Source organism: Pseudovibrio exalbescens DSM 16456, assembly GCF_000422785.1.
Taxonomy (GTDB): domain Bacteria; phylum Pseudomonadota; class Alphaproteobacteria; order Rhizobiales; family Stappiaceae; genus Pseudovibrio; species Pseudovibrio exalbescens.
Genome location: NZ_AUGS01000036.1, coordinates 1 through 2,143 on the forward strand (window position 1 = coordinate 1; position 2,143 = coordinate 2,143).

At 46.8% G+C, this 2,143-nt stretch carries 1 protein-coding gene; it reads right to left on the reverse strand.

What is annotated here, in order from left to right; genetic code table 11:
- Positions 1–1,897: 1,897 nt before the first annotated feature.
- Positions 1,898–2,143 (reverse strand): hypothetical protein (locus tag G512_RS22830; protein WP_208975029.1); only part of this gene is annotated, 246 nt, incomplete at its 5' end.

Genomic DNA, 2,143 nt, shown 5'->3' on the forward strand with positions numbered 1-2,143 from the left:
GCCCGGCATTCAGGAAGTTGATCATTGGCAGGCCGGTCCTCCCTGATTGGGCCTCCACCTGCTAAACAAAGTCACACAAAAGACTATGGGGGACATGGCGACGGCACGAAAGTAAGGACTAACTCTTACGTCAGCGCAAACAAGCCATACCTGCCATAATTAATGTGTACTTCCGAATACATTTTCCCGGATCTAGCAAGAGAACAGAAACAGATCGGCACTCTGAGTTCCTATTATCATATTGATGATATGTCATTTTTTTTGAATAGCTGCGTAGCCTCTTTCGGCATCCAGCCCGGTCCGAACATGGCTCCAGAATGAAGAACCCCACGGAAAACACAGGATCGACTTGATGAAAAAACAACGGAATTCGTTCTTTCAGAATTTTCGAACGAGTTCGTATTTATCGATTATTGGTCGACCTAAACCAAATGACATGACGAACTCGCATTCAAAATAAGCTGAGAGGCCCACCGCTTCCGGCCAGCGAGATCTTTCGAAAACGATCATAAACACTCTGAAACGAACGCCTTACTTGGGATCAGCGATATAAATGCCCCTGAAATCTCTAAGGTTTGTCAGGGTCAGACCTGAAATGACGCTATCACCGAGCGCCTCGAAAAAACCGTGTCCGTCTTTATTGTCAAGAGCTGCCTCGGGGTTGATATCCTAGTTTCCAGCGCTTCTTAGGGCGATCGGATCAGAGATCGCGCCGGCAATCTCCGTCATACCACCTACCCAGTCCGTACGCCTCCCAGCGCATGAACACCCATGCAATCGTCAATCGTCTTCGCCAAAGCGGCCCTGTGATCGCACTTGCCTTCAATGTTAACTCTCTTGAGACCATTACCCTCCATGCGCACGCTGGCAAACTTAGAAGGAAAGCATCCAGGATACCCATTAGTGGCCTCCTGAGCGTCAAGATTGCCCCCTGAAACAAGCAGTGTAGCAACGCCAGTGATGTTATGACACCACCGCACATGCCCAATATGTACAAAAATTTACATGCAGGACAATCAGAACTATCCGCCTGCCAACCAATTACAGGGCGTAGAAAAACACTTGTCTTTATATGCTTTTTATCGAGAAGGTGAAAGAAAAAATCTTTAGCTTAGCGTATAAAATGGAGCATTCCCAAGCGGAAGACTTTAATGCAACATGCCATAAGCGAAGGCCAACCTGTGGCATCCGCTGAGCCAGTCTCAATTTAAAAGGCTGGCAATTGCTAAATCCAGCTCCATTCGACACCAACCAGATACAACACCCGATATAACGTTCATATCAAGTCAGGTAAACGTGATGAACGCTGGCTTTTTATTTGAGCCTCAACACGATCCCGATCGCCAATAGAACGCAGCACAGGCAGCCCCCTAAATAACCAAGCTCAGCTCAGTCGTTGTAAAGCCAATACCCCGGACTGGCATCGCCCCCCCCCCTTTCGGACCGTACAAAAACAGCTCCAATCACCAAGGTCACGGTGGCAACCGACAGAACTGGATAAATCTACAACCATAGTTGAAACGGAATTTTAGAACCGACTGCAAGCATATCAGATCCCCCTGAACGCTCAGTTCAGGAGTACGCGGAGTATACTACCGAAGTGCCCAATAGGATCTCACCTCAACATTTGGTAGTACCCGCCATTTCTGACCGGCGTTGCCCGCCGGAAAACAATTGGAGTTTATTGAGTTTTACGAAACTTTACAGATCCACGTGGATCTCAGTTCGGCTCTTATCTGATAATTCCAACATGCTTCTCTATTCTGTGTGATATGTGATCCTGTGAGGAGATTCATAATATTGCTGATACATCACACCTGTAAGAACGTAAAACTTAATAATATTTCTGGCATGAAGCGCTCTGGGGCGCATGTTTAAACCGTTAATAACAAATATATCACAAGCGGCCGGATTTACTTGAAACTCTGATATACAATTGATTTTCTGCGGAGTTGCCTTTTTCGTTTGTGTTTTTTTCGCCTTCCAACTGATCAAAATCGATCATTTTATGGCAACTGACGTAGTAATCCGGATGTGAGCGTGATTGCGCAGGTGTGCTAGGAAGGAATGGCAAGAAATTCGGGTTTGGGTGACCTGTGTCCGCAGATGCAGGCAAATTGGCCGACCCATTCAAGGTGTCCGC